The organism is Nodularia harveyana UHCC-0300 (assembly GCF_034931085.1).
Classification (GTDB): Bacteria; Cyanobacteriota; Cyanobacteriia; order Cyanobacteriales; family Nostocaceae; genus Nodularia; species Nodularia harveyana.
In genome coordinates this window covers 34,288-56,587 of the sequence record NZ_JAYGHG010000031.1, presented here as the reverse complement: position 1 = coordinate 56,587, position 22,300 = coordinate 34,288, and the positions used below count along the sequence as shown (strand labels likewise).

Sequence of the window (22,300 nt, the reverse complement as noted above, 5' to 3'; positions counted from 1 at the left end):
CCTGGTGTCTATTGCGTGGTGGAACCACACTGATCCCTTCCCGAACTCAGAGGTGAAACGCTACTGCGGCGACGATAGTTTAGGGGTAGCCCTACGCAAAAATAGCTCGATGCCAGGTTTATCTTTATAACAAAGCCTCTTCTTTCACAGAAGGGGTTTTCGTTTTTTATCTGTTAAAGCAACTGAACGGCATCAATAATATGGTTATTGGATGGTAGCACTAGATCGCACTCAGAAGAAAGGGCGAAATATAGCTATAGCCGTTTACGATTGAGAGGGCGTGTAATCCTGCGTTTGAGACCTGGTTACAAACTTAACTTGCTTGATTCCGATGCTACGACCCGGTGAGTGGGTGATTGTCGGATTGCTCAATTGATTGAAGACGCAGGGTGTCAGTTAGTTTACCTACCCCCTTATTCATTGGCTACGGCTATAATAATCGTGAGTTCTGGTTGATACGATGAAAATGTCGGTTGTTAGCAGATATGAAGCCGAAAAGAAAAGGTAAAGGGTGTTCGCAGGGACAGTAATGGATAAATTCGAGTAATTCGCTTTGATTTTTGTGCCTTATGTTGCGTTTTACTGTCTTGTTTCCGAAATCAAATATGAGTCCTATAGGAAATATATGAAGATCCGCCACGCCCATGAAACCGATTTACCTGCAATAGTGGCAATTTATAATGCAGCAATTCCCAGTCGCCAAGCAACGGCTGATTTAGAACCAGTCTCTGTACAGAGTCGCTGGTCTTGGTTTCAAAGGCGATCTTCACACAGACCCATGTGGGTAATAGAACGAGAAAGTATAGTTGTAGGGTGGCTGAGTTTTAAATCATTTTATGGGCGACCAGCTTATGATTCCACCGCCGAAATTAGTATTTATCTCGCCCCCTCTGTGCATCGATGTGGTTTAGGAAGCCAACTCTTAGCCGAAGCCATTAAAGAAAGTCCCAAGTTAGGGATAAAAACCCTTTTGGGCTTTATTTTTGGACACAATCCAGCTAGTTTAAAACTATTCGCTAAATATGGGTTTCAACAATGGGGATATTTACCGCAAGTTGCGGAATTGGATGGTGTGGAACGGGATTTAATTATTATGGGAAGGAGAATTTAGGTCAAGGAGAAACTAACCACATTGGACACAGAGTTATAAAAGTTTGAGAGGTTTTTTACTTTTTCTGAGATATCCGGCGCTGACGAGGCTTTTCAGGCTGGGGTTTCCACAATGGTACTACCTCTGCCTCACTACTCTCGCGGGCTACCCGAATCAGCAAAGCTGCACCCACAAGGCTGGAAATCATAGAATTACCACCATAGCTAAACATCGGTAGGGGTAAGCCTGTGGTGGGTAATGCACCGGTGGCTACTGCGATATGTAGTAGTGATTGTCCGATAATCACTGTTGTAATGCCAATGGCTACTAGTCGATTGACTATATTTTTCGCCTTTAATGAGACGATTAATCCGAGAGTGGCGAATAAACCTAAGAGGGTCAACAGTATAATGCTGCCAAAAAAACCAAATTCTTCGGCAAAGATGGAAAAAATAAAATCGGTGTCTTGAATGGGTAAATAAAATAGCTTTTGCTGGGAAAGCCCAAAGCCTACACCCCAAGTTTGTCCGGAACCTACGGCTAAGAGACTTTGTACTAGTTGGTAGCCATCGCCGGTTGGATCAGCCCAGGGATCGAGAAATGACATGACACGTTTACGCTGATACTCTTTAATGCTAATACTCATCAGGGCTAAAAGTATGCCCCCAAATGCGGTTCCTCCTAAATACTTGTAAGGTAATCCCGCAGCTAAGGCAATTAACCAAATAGTCATTCCACAAAGTGCGGCTGTACTTAAGTTAGGTTGTGCCAAAATTCCTAAAATGACTAAACTGAAAATAGCTAACCAAGTTAAGCGGATTGGCCAGGTTATGCGTTCCCAGTGTCCAAACAGTCGCGCACTTTGCAGCACTAAAAAGGGTTTAATTAATTCTGATGGTTGTAGGGGAATTGGTCCAAGGGCTATCCAACGGGCTGCATCAAAAGCTTTTTTACCTACTCCTGGAATCAATGTGCCGAAGATTAACAGCAAAAGCACTGCGATAAACCAATGAGAATTTCCCAACATTTTCTTAATGGGAAGATTCACAATGATATTAAATATAATTAGGGAGAAGAAAGCCCAAACTATCTGACGCTTGAAGTAGTATAGTCCATCTCCTAGACGCGAATTAGCAACGGGATAGGATGCTGAAAATAGGATAATTAATCCCACAAATAGCCAAGTCAATGTTAACCAGCGTAGCAACCGCGCTTCTAAAGCCCAGGTGGAGACGGAATTATCAAAAATTGGAATCAGGAGACGTAGATTCACGATTAAGTACAGTAAAATTTAGCATAAGATTAGTAACTCACAACTTATAACTCATAATTTGCTCTACTGCTTGCACAGCACCATTAATATAAGTTGATATAGACTGTTTTTTGGCTGTTTTGAGTTGGTTTAGCAATATTCTCACAATGGCGATCGCTTGTTCGATATTTTGAACATAATAACTTTTACGCGCTCTTTTTGCTTGGCGGTCGTACAATCGCGGAAAAGCTAATGCTATTAAAGGTACACCCACTGCGGCACATTCATAAACTGTATTATATCCCGCCCCACCGATGACGACATCAGCTGCTGCAAAACATTCAATCCCCGGATGATGATTTACCCACAAGGTTTCTGGACAATTTACAGGACAAGCATGGGCTAAAATTCTCACTGCACATTGAGGAAATTCTTGCTGTAAGCGGAGGGTAATTTGACTAAAAATATCCAACTCTGAGACGTTACCGGCGGCACATACAAGAATAGTGTTGACAGTTGCCTCTACTCTGAGGATACGCGATCGCGTGGTGTTTCTCTCTGGTAATTCCTCCGGATTACGAATCAACCAAGGTGCTGTATGATGCACAATTGGTAAGTTTGCCAAACCTAAATCTTTACCTTCTCCTGGTACAATTACACTATCAAAATTGGCTGCGACAAAATTCTGTAAGTTTTTAGCAGTAATATATTTGGGGTTAAGATCCCGATGAATTAAAATTTTGGGTATAAACTTCAATTCAGGTAGGATATCTGCTAACTCACCGCCTAAACCTCGAGGAAAGGTATCGACAATTAAGCAGTCATGTTTAGTAGTGAGTAAAATTTGTTTAACTTGTAAACAAGTTTTGGAAAAACCAGCATCATCAGGAATCCAATCTAGTGAACAACCCTCGTGACTGACTTGCTGTACATAGGGACTATTTGTAATAATCCTGACGTTTATATATTGTGCTGCAATTCTACCTAAGGACAAAGCCCGATTTAGATGACCCCAACCGCCACCAAGGGCATAAATTAACCAAGTTTTATTCAACTTGCGCCCATATTATATTCAAAATAACCATCACGTTCACGTTCTAAACTGACAGAATCAGCTTCTGTAAAATTCACATTAGCCGAATATTGATTTATCCCCCACTCCTCAAACTGATAATTTCCATAATCGGGATAGAAAGCATAGTCTTCTTCATAGGACTCATGACAGTAAGGGCAGTCTGTAGCATCGGTGCGATCGCAGCGTCGTTTAAATAAAAATCCTACCATCCGATCACACACATCAGTTCCTACCAAGTTAACTAAAATTTCACAAGTCCCAATTACCAGGCGATCGCCATTTTTCAAACTACCATTATTCCTTTGTAAACCATTAATTTTTACACCCCTATTTGTATCCTGGGCAATCACAATTAGCCGAGGATTTTCCCAAGCAATTAAAATATGATAATCAACAACTAAATCATCTGCAATTACCACTCTAGAAACTCGTTCACCATTAATTTCTTCTGGCATAGCTTCAAAAGTTTTGCCGATAGCCACTGGAGTTGTTAATAATGGTTCTCGGCGTTCTTCCGTATTAGGATCTATCCAACTCAGTTGAATCTGCAAGTTTTACTTCCCTCCTGTTAAATTTACAGCATAAGCTAAAGCTGCTTGTTGTTCGCGGGTGAGAACATCGAAGCCAAAACAAGCAAAAGCAATGGGTGAAATAGCTGATTTAGTATAAAAAATCGCAGTTGCAGATGAATTTATTAAAGAAGTTTTACCATCTTTAATATTCACCTGATAAACTAAGTTTTTATCTGCTGTATTAATCTCCCAACTACCTTTTTGTATTTTGATTTCGTAAATCGTTTTATTAGCAGCATCTTCCAGAGTGTAGTGAATATTATTATGACGTTTAAGAGTATATAAACCTAGATTCCGTGACGGATTTTCTAGCTTCCACTGGCCTTTTTCTCGGATTAAATAACCCAGAACCTGTTCTGAAGCATTCTTAATTTTCATTATCCCTGGAGTATTTTCCCTGATTCTCGCTAATTCTTGTTCATTACTATCAACTAATTTTATCCCATTATCTTTTTGTTTTAAAGAAAATAAATCTTTACCTGACTCTGTTTTAAACTTAATTTTTGTAGTTTGAACAACAAGATTATTGTTTGTAGTAGCTAGTGTCGGAGAGATAATGTGTTCGGTAAAAGTATTTGATCCGGGATGATTGCTACAACTTAAAAGTAAATTCACCAAAAGCACTAAGAATAAACTAATAATAGCTCTCTGATTCATGACTTTTCCTTATATAGAATTTTTGCCAGATTAAGCACTTGGTAAAGACTTAAAAACATCGCCACAATTGTTATATATATATCTGATTCATTTTCTGATACTTCTGGCGAAATTCTCACATTTAAGTTCATAGTTTTATTAGTGATTTTTATACCTCTCACAACAGAACAATTTGGTAGTTTTATGGCATTAATAACATCATTCTGCAAAATTTTAACAGACCCGTATTTATGTTGTGGATAGCTTAAAATCAGGTTTATATCTAACCCTCTCAATTTAATTTTAGATTTATACTTTTTCTTACCGCTTCTGCTACGTTTCCAACCATATTGTTTTTTGGTTAACTCATTAATAGTTAACACAAAGCGCGTTTTATCTAAAAAACGTCCTTTAATATCCAACCATTTATTTTTATAAATATCTATTTTCCATCCACTCTTATAGGGATGATCTAACGTATCAGTTTTATATTCATTCTTCTCCGATTTTTGGAAAGATAATTTCAAATAAATAGAGTTTGTTTCATCTATATCTCTCGCCAGCATTCTCATTAAACTTTGGCTGAGATCATAACGATAATTAACTAAATTTAATCTCCGAAATTTAAACATCATGAATAGCATATAAATACAGGCTATGGTCAAACCCAATAAGCCCATATTCAGCAATAAAATTATTGCCTTTTGAAAAATAGATGCTACTGCACCGTTGAATATACTAAATCTGATAAAACCTAACAGTACCGTAGCTATAAAATAATAAAATGCCTGTTTAGAAAATTTCTTTTGTCTGATTTTGGCTAATTGTGAAAGTGCCTCTATATCATCTAAATCAGTTTTAACAATATCAAATAGTGCTGTTTCTTCGTAAATTAATTGCTTCCGTAGTTCCTGTAATTCAATAGGCATTTGAATCGGCTCTCCTTAAACAATTAATACTTGAAAGTGACAGACTGTCTTCTACAGGTATTTCAACCTGCATAAAAACTAATTTGCTGTAGGTAAAAGTCTATTAAGACCTTTTCTCCAGAGGAATGGATTTTATTAACTTGATTTAATTTCTGAGAAACGATAAATATGTTACATGAATCAATATAAATTAAAGTCAGTATAACAAAGTAAAAAATAAAGTGTCAATAAAGTATATATGAGTCAAGCACAGATAGTCTATATTTCCTTTGATATAGTACCTGCACCAAAGGGCGCAGCCATTCATATTGCTGCTTTTTCTCAGGCTTTAGGACGAAATTTTGGCAATATTAAATTAGTGACAGTTTCTCCTACAGCAACAAGGACAGATAATCATGAAATATTCCCACAAGTTATGCAGACAATGTTACCTGCTTTGGGCGGTAATTTAATTTCTAGAGTCTTGTATTTTCAAAATTTGCTGCGGGAATGGTTAGAAAATCGTCAATTTGCAGCAGTTCATATCCGTTCAATCTATGAAGGATACATCATAGCACTTCATAAACACAAATATTGCCAGAAATTAATTTTTGAAGTCAATGGCTTACCTTCTATAGAACTCAAGTATCGTTATCCTGGAGTAGCTGATGACCGAGAATTGCTGCACAAATTGTATACCCAAGAACAAGTTTGTTTAACAGCAGCAGATTTAATCATCACACCTAGCCACATTACTGCTGGATATTTGCAAACTCGGAATGTTCCAGCCGATAAAATTCGAGTAATTCCCAACGGTGTAGATTTAGATGTGTTTACCGATAATTATCATCTAAGGAATATTTTGCCTGTGAATAATCACCAGGATATGTCTGTTAAAATGATTTATTTTGGTACACTTTCGCCCTGGCAAGGTGTAAACTTAGCGATTGAAGCTTTAGAACTGGTGAATAAAGATTTACCTGCCAATTTAACAGTGATTGGACAAGCTAGAGACTATCAAATCGATAAGTTAAAGCAGCTAGCGTTGAAGTTAGGTATGACAGATAGATTAACTATTTTACAACCAACATCACAAACACAGTTAGTCGAACATATCCACGGTGCAGATATGATTTTGGCACCATTAATGCCCAGCGATCGCAATTTAGTTCAAGGTTGTTGTCCCCTGAAGATTTTAGAAGGTATGGCCACAGGAGTTCCTGTCATTGCTAGCGATTTACCTGTAGTCAAAGAATTAGGAGAAGACGCAGTACATTTGTTATTAGTCAAGCCAGGTTCAGCTAAAGCCATTAAAGATGCTGTATTGCGGTTAAATAATGACAAAGAATTAGCCACCCAACTGGCAAAAAATGCCCGCCAGCGCATTGAAAAATATTATACTTGGAAACTTGCCTGTGAAGCCTTAACAGCTGCTTATAGTGAATTAGGTATTAAACGGTTAAGTAAAACTTGAAGTTGTTGTTGCTCTTGATCGATAGAATATTCATTGAGAATGCGATCGCCCGCCCCTTGAACAATGGCATTTTTCTCTTCTACAGACATACTCAAACACTCCAACACCGCCTCACCTAATTTATGCAACTGAGAACGAGGTAATATAAAACCATTTTCACCATGTGAAATCACCTCTGGAATACCACCCGCATCACTAGCAATACAACAACAGCCACAAGCCATCGCCTCTAATAGCGCATTTGGCATTCCCTCCCACAGCGAAGGCTGGAGATAAACATCGCACAACCGGAGATACTCAGCCACCAACCCAGAATTAGATAAATGTCCAGTCACTATAATTCGCGCGGCATTTTCCGGTTGCTGAGTCTTATACAATTGCAGTGCAGAATCCTGAGAAGGTCTTACCTCGCCGATAATTAACAAACAAGCCGGACGCTGACCGCGAACCTTTGTCAAAGCATTTAACAAAAATTGCTGTCCCTTCTTTTCCCGCAACTCCCCGCAAAAACCCAAAACCACCTCATCAGGTGCAATACCTAACTTTTCCCGTGTAATTTCCCCAGAATTTCCCACACAAAATATATTCCTATCCACCGCATTTTTCAGCACCAATACATCATCTCGTCCACTCAGTAACTGAATTTTGCGAGACATATCAGCACTTACAGATGTAATCACCTTAGCCTGTTGTAAAGTCCATTGCAGGCGGGCAAAATCGCCAGGTGGAAACATTTCTCGGTCAATATCATTACCACGGGCGCTAACAGTACAAGGTATTTTTTTCAATCCAGCAAACCACGTAGCTAAAAAACCACTGGGAAAAAGATAATGACCCCATACAGCATCATATCCCCGACTCTCCTGCAACCAATCCAGAAAATTCAAAGTATGAGGCATCGTCATATCCCAATGACGGTATAACCCTATACGATATACTCGATACTTAGCATCCACAGATTCCGGCGGTAAAACCTCACCGGGTTGTAAATAACGACTCCAAGTAACAACATCAACCTCCAAACCCAATTCGCAAAGGGTAGTTACGAGGCGCGTAGCACTACTAGCCAAACCTCCTAAATCTGGCGCAAACCGTTCTGTAATCAATAAAAGACGCTTCATTCAAACTTCGACTTTACAATTTTAAATTATCCGCGTTTATCCGCGTTTATCCGCGTTTAATTATTCCTATCCAATATAGAGCCAACAAAAAAGAGGCCTATCTTGACCTCTTGACAACTCCCTAGAATGATCTTCGTTATATATTAATTACATCAAACCAGCATTAGTACCTTGTTTACCAGTTGCTAGTTCTACCTTCACAATTTTTCCACCCATTTTTTGAATGCGTTGCTGTTCCCGGAACCAATTTTCATAAGGAACTAGCTTAGTGAAGTAAGTATTTTGCAACTCTCTTTGAGTACGGATGCGTGACTGACTGGGTACACAAGCAGTAACTTTAAACAAACGCGCCATATCTTAAATCTCCTACGGTGATTGTGAAAAGTTTTTTATTACAAACAAAAGTGGGAGTGTATATTCTATGCAAATATTTAAATTAATCACTCCAAGTCTGGAAATCAACTATCAATACTAGACCGCTAACACTCATTAATCATAATAAGCAATAAAACTTTCTAGCACTCACAATTGATTTCCAGACCTTAATCAACTCGCACCTAATTTATTTAGTGCAAAGTCGCTCTTAGCTTAAGCCAGAGGAGATATAGTCTAAGTAAACGCCCATTTCTTTACCAGCATCGGGGCCTACTAAGCTAGCGGTTACTTCTTTGATAGCTTGGATAGCTTGTACAGTAGCACCTACGGGAACACCCAAGGAGTTGTAGGTTTCTTTCAAGCCATTCAATACACGCTCATCTAGGATGGAAGTATCACCAGCTAGCATAGCGTAAGTAGAATAACGTAGGTAATAGTCCAAATCGCGGATGCAAGCAGCATAGCGACGGGTGGTGTACATATTACCACCGGGACGGGTGATGTCAGAGTACAACAGAGACTTAGCTACTGCTTCTTTGACGATCGCAGCTGCGTTAGCACTGATAGCTGTAGCAGCACGAACACGAAGTTCACCAGTTACGAAGTAGCCTTTGAGCTTTTCTAGAGCCGCAGTGTCCAAGTATTTACCTTGAACGTCTGAAGCGTTAATGACAGAGGTAATTGCGTCTTGCATTTTGTTATTTCCTTATTGCAATACTTATGTTTCAGCAGAAGTAAAAATGGCTTCAGCTTACTGCATCGCACCAACTAGGTAGTCGAAGTAAGCGCCAGCTTCACTAGAGTCTTCAGCAGACAGCAAGGTAGCTGCAACATTCTTCATAGCGTTAACGCCACCAGCTACAGCATCAATAGGAGTACCTAAAGACTTGTACATTTCGCGGACACCCACAACACCGATTTCTTCGATGGGGGTAACATCACCGGAAACAATTCCGTAGGTGACAAGGCGGAGGTAGTAGTCTAGGTCACGCAGACAAGTAGCGGTCATTTCTTGGCCGTAAGCGTTTCCACCAGGAGAAACAACATCAGGGCGTTTTTGGAACAACTGATCACCAGCTTGCTTAACAATGCGCTCGCGGTTTTCGGTCAAAATTTGAGCGATGCGGAGGCGACGTTCACCACCGGAAACAAAGCTTTTGATCCGATCCAGTTCGCCGGGGCTAAGGTAGCGGGCTTCTGCATCAGCATTCACGATGGACTTCGTGACGATACTCATTAATGGATTCCTCCAGTACTAATGAAACCAGAATTTAATTAAACTGGTACGATTTAAGTTGGTTTGGCAGTAGCTTTCTGTTCTCGTCGCTTTAGAGAAAACAATTAGATAATTGCCATAGCTATCGCATGACGAGTTAGCGAGAAAACTCAACTACCTTCCGCAAAACATTTTCCGGCATTCTGTCGAGCATTTATGACTGTTCTTAATACTTTGTAATATTAATTTTCAGATTTCACAGCCATTTTTTGCCGGAAAGCTTGATTACACAAGGATATGAGCGAGAAAGAGGCAGGGGAGCAGGGAGCAGGGAGCAGGGGGGAAATTTTTGAGTTTCCAATACCCAGTCCCTAATCACAAGTCCCCAAATCCTCAGCCTCTAGCGATCGCTTGGTTGTCCTGTCAGTACAGCAGGTGACAAACTAGACCAAGATTGCTTCACTAGGTCAGCAGCAGCTTGAACGCTACCGAGGTAGTTACCAGCAGGTAATGATGGGTAGCGTGGATAAGGTACGACATCTTCACCAAAGAAGCGAGCATACTCTGCACTATCCACAATTGCTTCTACAGCCGCTCTTAAACCGCTATCAGCCAGCAACTTGTTATATTGACGGATTTCGCCCTGTGTGGCTGGTGCGCGTCCCAATAAGTGACGGAATAGGAATTCAATCACTTTGGTGTTGGGATAAGGCGTATAGAACCGTTTCCGGTAAATTTCGGAACTAGCCAACTCTCTAACAAACTCGCGCACAGAAATTTCTCCGTTCCGCAGTTTGCTGTCTAAGTTAGAACGGCGGTAGTCTTGGGGAACTTGACCGCTAAAGACATCCAACACTTGACAGTAAGCAGCATTAATTACTAATTGTTTCTCTGCTTGATTTGCACCTAGAGTCATGCGGTGAATCCGTGCGGGCTTACGGCGACTTGTACCCACACCCACTTCTACAGATTGACCACGACCATCATTGAAGGAACGACCCAACTCAATGAATAATGGCTTGGTTTTATCCATAGCTTTGGCTTGGGCTGCCAAATCTGCGATCGCCTTCGCTAACATAGGCGTATTCACCGACTTGATCCGGGGCTTCACAGTCTCAAAGCTAGGAACAACCACATATTTATTCTGCTTAGTCAGCTGGTTGTAAAGCTTTTGAGTGTTGGGGAAATTAGCCGCAGGGAGAGTTGGGAAGCGACGATAAGGAACCGTATCTTCACCGAATGCGTCGCTATATTCGACACTTTCCACCATCGCATTAATAAAAGCGCGAATCCCTTGAGTAGCCAAAATCTGGTTATACTTACGGATTTCAGCCTGATCTATAGGCGCACGTCCCAAGAAATGCTTAGTTCCCAATTCAATCACCTTAGTGTTGGGATAGGGTGTATAGAACTCCTTCAAGTAAAGATTCGAGTAACCCAAACCAGCAATAAATTCCTTGACGCTGATTTCGCCATTCCCCAGCTTGCTTTCTAAAGCTGAAAACTCATTCTTGATGATGTAAGGTGCAACATCACGCTCAAAAATCTGGCGATAAGCAGCACTAATCAAAGTATTTACGGCAACTTTTTCCCCAGTATTAGCTACCAGCTTAAACACTTTAGTTTGTTCGCGCTTCTTGGTAACACCTTGATTCATGCGGAATTCGATATCTGGTTCTGTACGGTTTTCAGTGACAGTACCCAGTTCAACAAAGCGAGGTGTTTCGACTTTTTCCACCTTCGCAGTACCGACATCTTCACGAATACTACCAACGCGCAATTGACGCAACGACACACCAGCCGGAGTCAAATACCGTTCGTAAGGCACTGTATCCTCACCAAACGCCTCACTGTACTCTGTTGTATCCAGAATGGCATCTACAACCGCGTAGAAACCCTTCTTAGCCGCAATATCAAAATACTTGTTGTTTTCTTGACGACCGTAAGTAGGACGACCCAACAAGCGGCGGTGCATATACTCGATGGACTTACAAACATACAGCGATGTCCAGTACAACTGGCGGAATAGATTCGACTTCGCCAAAATCCGCACAAACTCCCGGACAGTAATTTCGCCGTTTTCCAGCTTAATTTCTGCTACCTTCAGGCGTTGACCTTCGTAAACATCACGGCCAAAGACTTGTAGGTAAATAGCCCTAATTACCGCTTGGGTAGAGCTTTCCGAGAACTTGACGCTGACACCTTGACCGCCTTTTCTGCTGAGAGTAGAAGGAACTTGGTCTAGCTTAAAGACTTTTGGTCCTAGAGTACCAGGAGCCTCACCCCGCGCCTTGGGGTTACTCAATTGGTTATTAATACCGGCCCCTTGGTGAATCAGAATCCGACGGGTATCTTTACCGAAGGGAGCAGGACTGCTGCTGGGGTTGCGAGTTGCTTTCGGGAAAATTGCCCCAAATTGAATTTCTAATGGGTCATTACCGGAACCATAAGGATGTTGGTCTGGTAATGGGCGATCGTAAGCCGCAAAAGTCGTAATAAACTGAGGTACTTTCCGGAAAGGCGCACTGTATTTAAACAGGTCTTGTTGCGGTCCCCAGTTACGACATTCTTGGGCTTCTTGACCCAGACCCCGGATGTAGGGAACTGTCTCTTCGCCAAAGTAATCGCCGTATTCGTTAGAATCAACCAACGCATCCACTAAAGCAGGTAGACCGCCGTTAGAAATAATCGCAAAATATTTTTGCACTTCTTCACGGCTACTTGGTCCCCGTCCTAAAATGTGACGGAAAGCTAATTCGATGACTCGGCTGTTAATAAAAGGCTGATAAAACTGTTTTTGGTAAAGGGGAGATTTAGCGAGACGGCGGACAAACTCCTTCATGGAGATATCGCCATTCTTCACCTTAGATTCCAAGTCAGAAATCGACAGGCTATAAGCACGGGTAATGTCGCGCTCAAAAAGTTGCCGATAGGCTGCTTTCACAACCTCGATTTTTTCACTGGCTGACAAACCAGGCTTCATGGCAAACTTAGGACGACGTTCTGCTGCTACAGAATAAATTTGTGGCAGTTGTAGCCCTTGTTGGTCGCCAGAAGGACGTTGACGAACTTTGTTAGAAGGTGTGGGTGCTTTAAATTCATTCAGCAACACATCCATGTACTGAGACACAATTTCTGTAGCCACAGCATCCTTACGGAAATAGGAAAGTGATCCGGATTTAATTTCTTGTAAAGCTACTAATGTTGCTTCTGTAGAGCAAGCATTTTCAATGATTTCCCGCAAACCCCGTGTGTTGACACTAATAATATTGGGGTCACCAGCGACGATGGCGTAGGTAGCATAGCGCAAGAACCAGGATAAATCCCGTAAGCTCTTACCCATGTTGCTGGGGCCATAACGGGCGACATTAATGGGTCTAAAACCAGCAGGTGTAGGACCACCAGGGGACGAGTTAAAGATTGACCGGAGATTTTCTAGAAATCCGCCACGGCTTTCAACGTAGGTGACAGTTCCTAGTTTCATGCCTTCTGTAACACTTCCCTCAGATGTAGCCCCAGCTGTCGCCATGGCTAGTTCACGTTCTTGGGGCTTTTCTAAAAAAGCCATTGGTGAACCACCGACAAAAATCCGGTTAGCAGCTCTGGAAACGATAATCTCGGAATTTTCCGTTAATGTCTGAGCAATTTCTAGACGCTTGGCACCAGATGCAAAATAGCTTGCTAATTCGCTGAGTTCACCATTTCCCAAAAAGCGGTCTTGCTGCTCGGCTTGGGAAATAGTCGCCACAGTTAGAGTTTGATATAGTTGCGGACGCGCAACGGAGCTTCCACCACTTGCCTTAACACTCATGAGATTTCTAAAACTCCTTTAATTTATAGGTGTTAAGTCTGGGTTGTTTCGAGGCTTCACACATCAGTGTGATTATGGACTAAAGTTGCTGCCTGCAAAACTGCCAGTAAATTAACCCTGTTAGCTTTTAGATTAAAACGTTTTGCGGTTTCTCTGGTGATTTATTAAGAAGTATGTAGAATCTATCATCCAAATGAGTTGGACTGAATGAGTATGTATTCTCTCTGGGCGAAAATTAAGGATTTTTTGTATCCTCTTGATACAAATCAATCAGCACATTTTGTTTCAAAAGTAGTAGTTTTTAATATAATTTAATATTTAGCTAACTTAATCAGCGACATCAACAATATGGAAAAAAATGATTAATCAGGATTAGTATTTAGGCGATCGCCCCATAATCAATAAAATTCGGAAATTTACCTAATATTAATACTCTTGTCTTTACTAGCACTAGCCTGGCTTTGACTATTTGGTCTGAAGAGGGAAAAGAACTGGTTGACTCTGGAATTATTGCTTGAAGTAGAAATCAGTTTACCCGATGATCATTTAGACATCTGGTGAAAATAAAATATGCGTTGTCACAGGACATTACTAGATATCCTCTATGGAAAGTCTCTACATTTTTTCCAGCAGATGTCTATTAATTCTCCGAACCGGCTAAACTCAGAAATGCTGCTTTCTTCCTGATCATGTCAGACTCCCAAACTGTTAGTGCTGCTGTTGCTAAACTCTACGATACATATCCATTTCCGCCAGAACCCCTACTAGATGAAGCACCTCCTGGGTATAATTGGCGCTGGAATTGGATAGCTGCTCATAACTTCTGTCTGGGACGCAAACCATCCAAGCAAGATATCCGTATTTTAGATGCTGGTTGTGGTTCTGGTGTGAGTACTGAATATTTGGTACATCTCAACCCCGAAGCGCAGGTGGTAGGAATTGATTTAAGTGCGGGAACTTTAGAGGTAGCTAAAGCACGCTGTAAAAGTTCCGGTGCTGATAGGGTAGAGTTTCATCACCTGAGTTTGTACGATGTGGAACAACTACCAGGGGAGTTTGACTTAATTAACTGCGTGGGTGTGTTACATCACTTACCTGACCCTGTGCGTGGTATTCAAGCTTTGGCGAAAAAATTAGCCCCTGGTGGACTAATGCACATTTTTGTCTATGGCGAATTGGGACGGTGGGAAATTCAACTCATGCAAAAGGCGATCGCACTTCTCCAAGGAGACAAAAAAGGCGATTATCGTGATGGGGTCGCAGTGGGAAGAAAAGTATTCGCATCTCTACCAGAAAACAACCGCATTGTCAAGCGAGATCAATTACTTTGGTCATTAGAAAATCATAAAGATGAATGTTTTGCGGATATGTACGTTCATCCCCAGGAAACTGATTACAACATTGATACACTGTTTGAATTAATTGATGCTGCCGATTTAGAGTTTATCGGCTTTTCTAATCCCGATTTTTGGCACTTAGAAAGACTTTTAGCCAAAGCACCAGAGTTAATTGCACGGGCGAATAAATTGAGCGAAAGAGAACGTTACCGCCTGATAGAATTACTAGACCCAGAAGTAACCCATTATGAGTTTTTCCTCGGTCGTCCTCCCGTGGTTAAATCCAACTGGTCACAGGATCAATTCCTACTAAAAGCCATTCCCGAACTCAACCCCTGCATAGATGGCTTCCCCAGTCAATGTTTATTTAACTACAACTATCAAATTGTCAACTTATCAAATATAGAGTTAGATTTTTTACACAAATGTCAGGGAAATTTAACCGTAGCAGAAATTTTGACAGACATAAAAATCAACTTGCATCAAGTCAGAACACTCCTGGAACAACAGTTAATTTTATTAACACTGAGTTAGTTAAATTACTAATATCAGGCAGATGATTATACAATCATCAACATGGTAGGACAGAGCAAACAATAGGTGAAATTTGAAGAAAGTTGGAATTTGAACAGGAGAAATTTCCGATTTTTATCTACCGCTCCCACCTATAGCGTCACCTAGCATTTTCCTCCACACAGCAGGGCTTCTACCGTTAGTCTGATCATGGCAAGAAGTTAATTGTTTTTTTCTAAAGTATTGTTACCTGATCATGATATGATTCAGCTGACTGAATGTGCAGTCATTATAAGTTAGCTGTACTGGTTTCAAGTCTCGTGAGCTTGTCAGAAGATTCAATTGATCCCACTCCGACAACACAACAAGATACTCAAACTGGTTTTGACGATACAGAACCAGTAGACTCTTCCATGCAGGAGTTCTATCAACTCTACCAAGAGTTGTTAGTAATCACACTTGCCTTGACAGGGGTTGTATTTATCTCTGTGTGGATTGCTTATTCTCTAAACATTGCCCTGAATTATCTATTAGGGGCGTGTGCAGGTGTGCTTTACTTGAGGATGTTGGCAAAAGATGTTGAGCGTTTAGGTAGAGAAAAACAGTCGCTGAGTAAAACTCGGTTAGCCTTATTAGTAGCGCTGATTTTGCTAGCATCGCGGTGGAATCAACTACAAATACTGCCCATATTCTTGGGATTTCTCACCTACAAAGCCACACTCATCATCTACGTAATTAGGATGGCTGTTGTCTCTGACTAGGCAAAGCTCCGACAACCTGAAAAAGCTAACCTCCGCCCTTGGGTGAGGAATATCCACACCGCAAAGAAAGCTCCTCTTCTCCAGGTAATATGGGAGAAACGATTGATATGGAAAGAAAATGCTGAATTTTCTGAATTTCTACACCATTCCACTTGCCGAATTGGAAGTGGGTAAACATCTGTACTGGCAAATAGGCAACTTCAAGCTGCATGGTCAGGTGTTTCTCACATCCTGGTTTGTTATTGGTGTGCTAGTGCTAGTTTCCTTAGCCGCAAGCAGTAACATCAAAAGAATTCCCAGTGGGTTGCAGAACCTGATGGAATACGCCCTGGAATTCATTCGGGATTTGGCTAAAAACCAAATTGGCGAGAAAGAATATCGCCCTTGGGTGCCTTTTGTCGGCACTTTGTTTTTGTTCATTTTTGTGTCAAATTGGTCAGGGGCGCTGGTTCCATTCAAGCTGATTCATTTACCAGAAGGTGAACTAACAGCGCCTACAAGTGACATCAATACAACTGTTGCCTTAGCGTTGCTGACATCCCTAGCGTACTTTTACGCTGGCTTCAGTAAAAAGGGTTTAGGGTATTTTGGCAACTACGTCCAGCCGGTGTCGTTCATGTTGCCCTTCAAAATTATTGAAGACTTTACCAAGCCTCTTTCCCTAAGTTTCCGTTTATTCGGCAACATCTTGGCTGACGAACTTGTAGTAGGTGTACTTGTATTGCTAGTACCCTTGTTTGTACCTCTGCCAGTCATGGCTTTGGGACTATTTACCAGCGCCATTCAAGCACTAATTTTTGCTACCTTAGCCGCCGCTTACATCGGTGAAGCGATGGAAGACCATCATGGCGAGGAGCATGAGGGACATTAAACACCCTCAATAGTCATTAGTCTTTGCATCATTGTCTAACAATGATCAATCGCAACTGACACACAACAACTTCTAGACCGATTAAACTCAGTTAAGTAAAGTAAGGAAAGAATATCATGGATCCATTAGTTTCTGCTGCTTCCGTTTTAGCTGCTGCTCTTGCTGTTGGTTTGGCTGCAATCGGCCCTGGTATTGGTCAAGGTAACGCAGCTGGACAAGCTGTAGAAGGTATTGCCCGTCAGCCAGAAGCTGAAGGCAAGATTCGCGGTACATTGCTATTAAGTTTGGCATTCATGGAAGCGCTAACCATCTACGGTCTAGTAGTTGCCCTAGTGCTACTGTTTGCTAACCCCTTCGCATAATCAGTACTGAGTATAAAAAGTTAGGAGTTAGGGGTTAGAAATTTAACTCATAACTCCCTAACTAACAACTCAGGACTAATATATTAGATAGAAATTAGCAACCATGACACACTGGATTACCTTATTAGCAGTAGAAGAGGTTGCCAAGGAAGGGGGGCTATTTGATCTAGATGCTACCCTGCCCTTAATGGCAATTCAGTTTCTAGTTTTAGCTCTAGTGTTGAATGCAACACTATACAAGCCACTGGGCAATGCTATTGATGGACGGAATGATTATATCCGTAACAATCAATTAGAAGCACAGGAACGCTTGTCAAAAACCGAAAAATTGGCAGAGGAATATGAGCAGTCTTTAGCAGGAGCTAGAAGACAAGCCCAAACAATTATTTCTGATGCTCAAGCTGAAGCTCAAAAAATTGCAGCTGAGAAAATAGCCGCAGTTCAAAAGCAAGCCCAGGCAGAAAAAGAAAAGACTGCTAGTGAAATTGAGCAGCAAAAACAAGCAGCTTTGGCTTCATTGGAGCAGCAAGTAGATTCTCTCAGTCGCCAAATACTAGACAAGCTTCTAGGAGCAGGTGTGTAGTAGGTTGGTGCTAACGAAAATTTAGCTGGGAATCATTAAGTGACATTGTAAAGACGGATTCGCCAAGTAAAATTTGGCAACGTCATTAATGTTAAGCCTTAGCAGCGCAGTTGTGGATGGAAAAACATGGGGACTTTTTTATTGTTGATGGCAGAAGCCAGCGCCATCGCAAGTGACTTGGCAGAGGCAGAGGGACATGGTGGTTTTAGTCTAAATACAGATATATTTGACACCAACCTGATTAACCTTGCCATTATTATTACTGTGCTGTTGGTATTCGGACGCAAAGTTTTGGGTAAAACCCTAACAACTCGTCGGGATACCATTGAAACAGCAATTAAGAGTGCAGAGCAACGTGCCTCTCAAGCTGCACAGCAACTAAAAGAAGCACAGCAAAAGTTAGAGCAAGCTCAAGCAGAAGCCGAAAACATCAAAAAAGCGGCCCAAGAAAATGCCGAAGCTGCCAGCAAAGCTATCTTAGCGCAGACTGCGATAGATATTGAACGCTTGCAAGCAGCAGGTGCAGCTGACTTGAATGCAGACCTAGATAGAGCGATCGCCAAATTGCGGCAACAAGTAGTTGCTCAGGCATTGCAAAAGGTCGAATTAGAACTGAAAAGCGGCATAGCTGACGATGCTCAACAACGTTTGATTGAAAGTAGCATCGCACAAATGGGAGGCGAGGTATGACCAGTAAAATAGCAACAGCTGAAATAGCCGCCCCTTATTCACAGGCTTTGTTGTCTCTCGCCAAAGCTAAAAATTTGACAGCAGAGTTTGGCGAAGATGGACGGAGTTTGTTAAGCCTGCTCTCAGAAAATCAAGACCTACAGAACTTTATCAGCAACCCCTTTATTAGTAATGAGAACAAAAAAGCTCTCATTAAAAAAATACTGGGTGAAAGTGGTAACCCCTACTTACGCAATTTTTTGTTGTTGCTGGTAGATAAACGGCGGATCGCTTTTCTGGAACAAGTTTTACAGCAATATTTAGCTTTGTTACGGCAGCTGAATCAAACCGTCTTAGCGGAAGTAACTTCAGCTGTTCCTCTTTCAGAAGCTCAACAGCAAGCTGTAATCCAAAAAGTTCTCGCCATCACTAATGCTCGTGAAGTCGAACTGGAATCTAAGATAGATAGCGACTTAATTGGTGGTGTGATCATTAAAGTCGGCTCGCAGGTAATTGATGCTAGTTTACGCGGTCAGTTGCGCCGCCTTTCTTTACGCTTAACTAGTAATTAATTCGTAATTGCGATACTACTAGAGTTTCCTTGCTGTGCGGATAGTCTAGCAAGGTGACTTGGTAGGGGATGAAAGAATTGGAGAATTGAGGAAAAAGCTTTCCCTACTCCCCACTCTGAAGCGATTACTTATTCCGTCACGAAAGCAAAAAACATAGACACATGAGTATTTCAATTAGACCTGACGAAATCAGCAGCATTATTCAGCAGCAAATCGAGCAATACGACCAAGAAGTCAAAGTTGCTAACGTTGGTACAGTCCTCCAAGTGGGTGATGGTATCGCCCGGATCTATGGTCTAGAAAAGGCTATGGCTGGGGAACTATTAGAATTTGAAGATGGAACAATTGGCATCGCCCAGAACTTAGAAGAAGACAACGTGGGCGCAGTGCTTATGGGTCAAGGTCTGAACATTCAAGAAGGTAGCTCCGTTACTGCTACTGGGAGAATTGCTCAGGTTCCCGTAGGTGAAGCCTTAATTGGTCGAGTTGTAAATGCCTTGGGTATTCCCATTGACGGTAAAGGAGACATCAAAACTAGCGATAGCCGTTTGATTGAATCTCCAGCTCCTGGTATCATCGCCCGTCGATCTGTACACGAACCCATGCAAACGGGGATTACAGCTATTGACTCCATGATTCCTATCGGTCGTGGTCAACGGGAATTGATTATTGGTGACCGTCAAACAGGTAAAACTGCGATCGCCATCGACACAATCATCAACCAAAAAGGTGAAGATGTCGTTTGTGTATATGTGGCCATTGGTCAAAAAGCATCCACCGTTGCTAACGTGGTGCAAACTCTCCAAGAAAAAGGCGCAATGGACTACACCGTAGTCGTTGCCGCTAGTGCCAGTGAACCAGCTACCCTACAATATCTAGCTCCTTACACTGGCGCTACCATTGCTGAGTACTTTATGTACAAAGGCAAAGCCACTTTGGTGATTTATGATGACCTTTCCAAGCAAGCCCAAGCTTATCGCCAAATGTCCTTGCTACTGCGTCGTCCACCAGGACGGGAAGCATATCCTGGAGATGTATTCTACATTCACTCCCGCTTGTTGGAACGCGCCGCTAAATTAAGTGATGAATTAGGCAAAGGTAGCATGACCGCCCTTCCCATCATCGAAACCCAAGCTGGTGACGTTTCCGCATACATCCCCACTAATGTAATTTCCATTACCGATGGTCAGATATTCCTTTCTTCTGACCTATTCAACGCTGGTATTCGTCCCGCAGTAAACCCCGGTATTTCAGTATCTCGTGTGGGTTCGGCGGCACAAACCAAGGCGATGAAAAAAGTTGCCGGTAAGATTAAATTGGAATTGGCACAATTTGATGACCTGCAAGCTTTCGCACAATTTGCTTCTGACTTAGATAAAGCCACTCAAGACCAATTGGCACGAGGTCAACGGTTACGGGAACTACTCAAACAGCCACAAAATGCCCCTCTAGCAGTATACGAGCAAGTCGCAATTCTGTATGCTGGTATTAACGGTTACTTAGATGATGTTCCAGTAGATAAAGTAACTATCTTCACCAAGGGTCTGCGGGAATTCTTGAAAACTGGCAAACCTGGATACACCGACTCCGTGAAAACCAAAAAGGTACTCGGTGAAGAAGAAGAAACAGCCTTGAAGGAAGCCTTAACTGAATACAAAAAGACCTTCAAAGCCACAGCGTAATTAGTCATTAGCCCTTCAACTACGCTCCCTTTGGCTGACGCTCAGGGCCAGCAGAGTAAATCAATCATTGGTCATTAGTCATTGGGAAATACTTAATGGCTATTGACTTTTGACAGCTGACTATTGACTAAAGACTCGGAACTTAAGAATATGGCCAATCTCAAAGCAATACGCGATCGCATTCAATCGGTCAAAAACACCAAAAAAATCACAGAAGCCATGCGGCTAGTGGCGGCTGCTAGAGTCCGTCGCGCCCAAGAACAGGTAACTGCTACTCGTCCCTTTGCCGACCGCTTGGCACAAGTACTGTATGGTTTGCAAACTCGTCTCCGGTTTGAAGATGTAGACCTCCCATTACTGAAAAAACGGGAAGTTAAAACAGTTGGGCTATTAGTAATTTCTGGCGACAGAGGTTTGTGTGGCGGTTACAATAGTAACGTCATCCGTCGGGCAGAAAATCGCGCCAAAGAACTGCAAGCAGAAGGCGTAAATTACAAGTACGTACTAGTAGGCCGTAAGGCTATCCAGTATTTTCAACGTCGTGAACAACCTATTGATGGTACTTACACTGGCTTAGAGCAAATTCCTACCGCCTCAGAAGCCACGGAAATTGCCGATCAACTACTTTCCCTATTTTTATCAGAAAGTGTAGATCGTATTGAGTTAATCTATACCAGATTCGTATCCTTAGTTAGCTCTCGTCCCGTAGTCCAAACCCTGCTTCCTTTAGATCCTCAAGGTCTAGAAGCCGCAGATGATGAAATTTTCCGTCTCACAAGCCGTAGTGGTCAATTTGAAGTAGAACGGCAAAAAGTGACTAGCCAAGCCCGTCCTTTGCCTCGTGACATGATTTTTGAGCAAGATCCTGTGCAAATTCTGGATTCTTTACTACCTCTATATCTGAGTAATCAGCTATTACGGGCGTTACAAGAGTCAGCAGCCAGTGAACTAGCAGCAAGGATGACAGCGATGAACAACGCCAGCGACAACGCCGGTGAATTAATTAAAAGTCTGTCTTTGTCTTATAACAAAGCGAGACAAGCGGCTATTACCCAAGAACTGTTAGAGGTTGTTGGTGGTGCTGAAGCACTAACTTAAGGAATTGCCCATTGTTTAGCATTGATAAATAGCTGATTGCTAGTTGATAAAAAATTAGCAATTGGCTATTTTTGATATTTGGCACTTTGAATAACAAGAGATAGCAGATAACAATCTCTCCTTGATCGCCAAGGTTTAATTATTGGTTTGTATTCTCATCTTTTTGGCGGCTACTATATTGACAAAATAAAGAATTTAGTGTAAGCGGAATGATAACATGATTAAGCCAATTGATCAATTGGCTTGAGTTATACTGTGGTAACACATTTTCATTTGGCGGCTCTATTGATTGATGGAGAGTTAAAGGGCAATAAAAGCTATG

General features: G+C 41.8%; 21 protein-coding genes and 1 rRNA gene. 12 read left to right on the top strand and 10 right to left on the bottom strand.

Features of this window, described 5'->3' with window-relative positions:
* Together rrf and VB620_RS16615 are read left to right on the top strand one after the other, a co-directional pair.
* Positions 1–118: ribosomal RNA gene (gene rrf, locus VB620_RS16620) — 5S ribosomal RNA — on the top strand.
* Between the two features lie 507 nt (positions 119–625).
* Positions 626–1,111: a GNAT family N-acetyltransferase gene (locus VB620_RS16615; protein WP_323197268.1), complete on the top strand. Its 486-nt coding sequence runs from the start codon at positions 626–628 to the stop codon at positions 1,109–1,111.
* A 55-nt stretch (positions 1,112–1,166) separates the two neighbouring features.
* On the opposite strand, the gene VB620_RS16610 is transcribed toward VB620_RS16615, so the two are convergent.
* Genes VB620_RS16610 through VB620_RS16590 form a run of 5 tightly spaced genes read right to left on the bottom strand, consistent with a single transcriptional unit; the run spans position 1,167 to position 5,554 of the window.
* Positions 1,167–2,363: an FtsW/RodA/SpoVE family cell cycle protein gene (locus VB620_RS16610; RefSeq protein ID WP_323197267.1), complete on the bottom strand. Its 1,197-nt coding sequence runs from the start codon at positions 2,361–2,363 to the stop codon at positions 1,167–1,169.
* Positions 2,364–2,400: 37 nt separating this feature from the next.
* Entirely contained in the window at positions 2,401–3,396 is a 996-nt protein-coding gene (locus VB620_RS16605; RefSeq protein WP_323197266.1) for a glycosyltransferase, read from the bottom strand.
* Positions 3,393–3,968 carry an FHA domain-containing protein gene (locus tag VB620_RS16600; RefSeq protein WP_323197265.1) on the bottom strand — a complete coding sequence of 192 codons (576 nt, stop codon included), beginning with the start codon at positions 3,966–3,968 and terminating at the stop codon, positions 3,393–3,395. Before VB620_RS16600 ends, VB620_RS16605 begins: the two co-directional genes overlap by 4 nt.
* Positions 3,969–3,971: 3 nt before the next feature.
* Positions 3,972–4,646 carry a hypothetical protein gene (locus tag VB620_RS16595; protein ID WP_323197264.1) on the bottom strand — a complete coding sequence of 225 codons (675 nt, stop codon included), beginning with the start codon at positions 4,644–4,646 and terminating at the stop codon, positions 3,972–3,974.
* The gene (locus tag VB620_RS16590) at positions 4,643–5,554 is read right to left on the bottom strand and encodes a hypothetical protein (RefSeq protein WP_323197263.1); all 912 of its coding nucleotides are present in this window, start codon (positions 5,552–5,554) and stop codon (positions 4,643–4,645) included. Before VB620_RS16590 ends, VB620_RS16595 begins: the two co-directional genes overlap by 4 nt.
* Positions 5,555–5,792: 238 nt before the next feature.
* Here VB620_RS16590 and VB620_RS16585 point away from each other — a divergent pair, with 238 nt between their 5' ends.
* A complete protein-coding gene (locus VB620_RS16585) occupies positions 5,793–7,007 on the top strand; it encodes a glycosyltransferase family 4 protein (RefSeq protein WP_323197262.1) in 1,215 nt (404 codons plus the stop codon).
* On the opposite strand, the gene VB620_RS16580 is transcribed toward VB620_RS16585, so the two are convergent.
* The 5 genes from VB620_RS16580 to VB620_RS16560 all read right to left on the bottom strand — a co-directional run bounded on the left by VB620_RS16580 (position 6,968) and on the right by VB620_RS16560 (position 13,530).
* Positions 6,968–8,128 carry a glycosyltransferase gene (locus VB620_RS16580; protein WP_323197261.1) on the bottom strand — a complete coding sequence of 387 codons (1,161 nt, stop codon included), beginning with the start codon at positions 8,126–8,128 and terminating at the stop codon, positions 6,968–6,970. The two genes, VB620_RS16585 and VB620_RS16580, sit on opposite strands and share 40 nt — an antisense overlap.
* 147 nt (positions 8,129–8,275) lie before the next feature.
* Positions 8,276–8,482, bottom strand: coding sequence for a phycobilisome linker polypeptide (locus VB620_RS16575; RefSeq protein WP_323197260.1), 207 nt, complete (start codon positions 8,480–8,482; stop codon positions 8,276–8,278).
* 229 nt (positions 8,483–8,711) lie between these two features.
* Complete coding sequence (gene apcB / locus VB620_RS16570; protein WP_323197259.1) at positions 8,712–9,197, bottom strand: allophycocyanin subunit beta; 486 nt, start codon at positions 9,195–9,197, stop codon at positions 8,712–8,714.
* Between the two features lie 57 nt (positions 9,198–9,254).
* On the bottom strand, positions 9,255–9,740 hold the full coding sequence (gene apcA, locus VB620_RS16565) for an allophycocyanin subunit alpha (RefSeq protein ID WP_323197258.1): 486 nt from the start codon (positions 9,738–9,740) through the stop codon (positions 9,255–9,257).
* Positions 9,741–10,119: 379 nt separating this feature from the next.
* The gene (locus tag VB620_RS16560; RefSeq protein WP_323197257.1) at positions 10,120–13,530 is read right to left on the bottom strand and encodes a phycobilisome rod-core linker polypeptide; all 3,411 of its coding nucleotides are present in this window, start codon (positions 13,528–13,530) and stop codon (positions 10,120–10,122) included.
* Positions 13,531–14,219: 689 nt separating this feature from the next.
* Between VB620_RS16560 and VB620_RS16555 the strand changes: the two genes are divergently transcribed.
* The 9 genes from VB620_RS16555 (at position 14,220) to VB620_RS16515 (ending at position 21,978) form a co-directional block, all read left to right on the top strand.
* Entirely contained in the window at positions 14,220–15,401 is a 1,182-nt protein-coding gene (locus VB620_RS16555; RefSeq protein WP_323197256.1) for a class I SAM-dependent methyltransferase, read from the top strand.
* Between the two features lie 299 nt (positions 15,402–15,700).
* Positions 15,701–16,141 (top strand): ATP synthase subunit I, encoded by a 441-nt coding sequence (locus VB620_RS16550; protein ID WP_323197255.1) that lies wholly within the window; start codon positions 15,701–15,703, stop codon positions 16,139–16,141.
* Between the two features lie 118 nt (positions 16,142–16,259).
* Positions 16,260–17,012, top strand: coding sequence for a F0F1 ATP synthase subunit A (atpB, locus tag VB620_RS16545; RefSeq protein WP_323197254.1), 753 nt, complete (start codon positions 16,260–16,262; stop codon positions 17,010–17,012).
* A 116-nt stretch (positions 17,013–17,128) separates the two neighbouring features.
* Positions 17,129–17,374 carry an ATP synthase F0 subunit C gene (gene atpE, locus VB620_RS16540; protein ID WP_010994186.1) on the top strand — a complete coding sequence of 82 codons (246 nt, stop codon included), beginning with the start codon at positions 17,129–17,131 and terminating at the stop codon, positions 17,372–17,374.
* Between the two features lie 103 nt (positions 17,375–17,477).
* Positions 17,478–17,957: a F0F1 ATP synthase subunit B' gene (locus VB620_RS16535; RefSeq protein WP_323197253.1), complete on the top strand. Its 480-nt coding sequence runs from the start codon at positions 17,478–17,480 to the stop codon at positions 17,955–17,957.
* A gap of 126 nt (positions 17,958–18,083) precedes the next feature.
* Entirely contained in the window at positions 18,084–18,647 is a 564-nt protein-coding gene (locus tag VB620_RS16530) for a F0F1 ATP synthase subunit B (RefSeq protein WP_323197252.1), read from the top strand.
* Complete coding sequence (gene atpH, locus VB620_RS16525; protein WP_323197251.1) at positions 18,644–19,198, top strand: ATP synthase F1 subunit delta; 555 nt, start codon at positions 18,644–18,646, stop codon at positions 19,196–19,198. Before VB620_RS16530 ends, atpH begins: the two co-directional genes overlap by 4 nt.
* Before the next feature lie 161 nt (positions 19,199–19,359).
* Entirely contained in the window at positions 19,360–20,880 is a 1,521-nt protein-coding gene (atpA, locus tag VB620_RS16520; protein ID WP_323197250.1) for a F0F1 ATP synthase subunit alpha, read from the top strand.
* A 150-nt stretch (positions 20,881–21,030) separates the two neighbouring features.
* Positions 21,031–21,978, top strand: coding sequence for a F0F1 ATP synthase subunit gamma (locus VB620_RS16515; RefSeq protein WP_323197249.1), 948 nt, complete (start codon positions 21,031–21,033; stop codon positions 21,976–21,978).
* The last annotated feature ends 322 nt before the right edge of the window (positions 21,979–22,300 follow it).

Bases quoted from the DNA above. Each gene is read 5' to 3' on its own strand.
- atpA (WP_323197250.1), top strand. From the start codon at position 19,360: ATGAGTATTTCAATTAGACCTGACGAAATCAGCAGCATTATTCAGCAG.
- atpH (WP_323197251.1), top strand. From the start codon at position 18,644: ATGACCAGTAAAATAGCAACAGCTGAAATAGCCGCCCCTTATTCACAG.
- atpE (WP_010994186.1), top strand. From the start codon at position 17,129: ATGGATCCATTAGTTTCTGCTGCTTCCGTTTTAGCTGCTGCTCTTGCT.
- VB620_RS16560 (WP_323197257.1), bottom strand. From the start codon at position 13,530: ATGAGTGTTAAGGCAAGTGGTGGAAGCTCCGTTGCGCGTCCGCAACTA.
- VB620_RS16615 (WP_323197268.1), top strand. From the start codon at position 626: ATGAAGATCCGCCACGCCCATGAAACCGATTTACCTGCAATAGTGGCA.
- apcA (WP_323197258.1), bottom strand. From the start codon at position 9,740: ATGAGTATCGTCACGAAGTCCATCGTGAATGCTGATGCAGAAGCCCGC.
- VB620_RS16595 (WP_323197264.1), bottom strand. From the start codon at position 4,646: ATGAATCAGAGAGCTATTATTAGTTTATTCTTAGTGCTTTTGGTGAAT.
- VB620_RS16580 (WP_323197261.1), bottom strand. From the start codon at position 8,128: ATGAAGCGTCTTTTATTGATTACAGAACGGTTTGCGCCAGATTTAGGA.
- apcB (WP_323197259.1), bottom strand. From the start codon at position 9,197: ATGCAAGACGCAATTACCTCTGTCATTAACGCTTCAGACGTTCAAGGT.
- VB620_RS16515 (WP_323197249.1), top strand. From the start codon at position 21,031: ATGGCCAATCTCAAAGCAATACGCGATCGCATTCAATCGGTCAAAAAC.
- atpB (WP_323197254.1), top strand. From the start codon at position 16,260: ATGCTGAATTTTCTGAATTTCTACACCATTCCACTTGCCGAATTGGAA.
- VB620_RS16585 (WP_323197262.1), top strand. From the start codon at position 5,793: ATGAGTCAAGCACAGATAGTCTATATTTCCTTTGATATAGTACCTGCA.
- VB620_RS16530 (WP_323197252.1), top strand. From the start codon at position 18,084: ATGGGGACTTTTTTATTGTTGATGGCAGAAGCCAGCGCCATCGCAAGT.
- VB620_RS16555 (WP_323197256.1), top strand. From the start codon at position 14,220: ATGTCAGACTCCCAAACTGTTAGTGCTGCTGTTGCTAAACTCTACGAT.
- VB620_RS16575 (WP_323197260.1), bottom strand. From the start codon at position 8,482: ATGGCGCGTTTGTTTAAAGTTACTGCTTGTGTACCCAGTCAGTCACGC.
- VB620_RS16535 (WP_323197253.1), top strand. From the start codon at position 17,478: ATGACACACTGGATTACCTTATTAGCAGTAGAAGAGGTTGCCAAGGAA.
- VB620_RS16590 (WP_323197263.1), bottom strand. From the start codon at position 5,554: ATGCCTATTGAATTACAGGAACTACGGAAGCAATTAATTTACGAAGAA.